This window comes from Virgibacillus salexigens, assembly GCF_014905415.1.
GTDB classification, from domain to species: domain Bacteria; phylum Bacillota; class Bacilli; order Bacillales; family Amphibacillaceae; genus Virgibacillus; species Virgibacillus salexigens.
Genome location: NZ_BNEO01000106.1, coordinates 1 through 313, shown reverse-complemented (window position 1 = coordinate 313; position 313 = coordinate 1). Strand labels below are relative to the sequence as shown.

Here is a 313-nt window from a genome sequence, read left to right as displayed (position 1 = left end):
CGTTATATTTCCGCAGCCAATAATCAATTTGACAGAGATGGGCAATAAGTTGGGGGCCCTTCATTAGTTGACCATACCAAGGGTCTTTGTATTCTTTCCCTTCACTTTGTAAAATCGCTTCAACCTTTTCACGCTTAAGAAACTCAAATAACCGTGCTTCTTTATCATCTAAAATCACTTGCAACCATGTCGTTACTGCTTGCGTATATTCGGGTTGAAAGGTTTTCGGATATGGGCTTTTTTTACGATATAGCACGTCATGAGGTAAAATCCCTTCCATTGCCGTTCGTAACATGCCTTTTTCTCTTCCTAC

General features: G+C 40.3%; 1 protein-coding gene. It reads right to left on the bottom strand.

What is annotated here, in order from left to right; genetic code table 11:
• The coding region (locus JKP73_RS22430; RefSeq protein WP_234447177.1) for an asparagine synthase-related protein at positions 1–313 on the bottom strand (313 nt) is incomplete at both ends.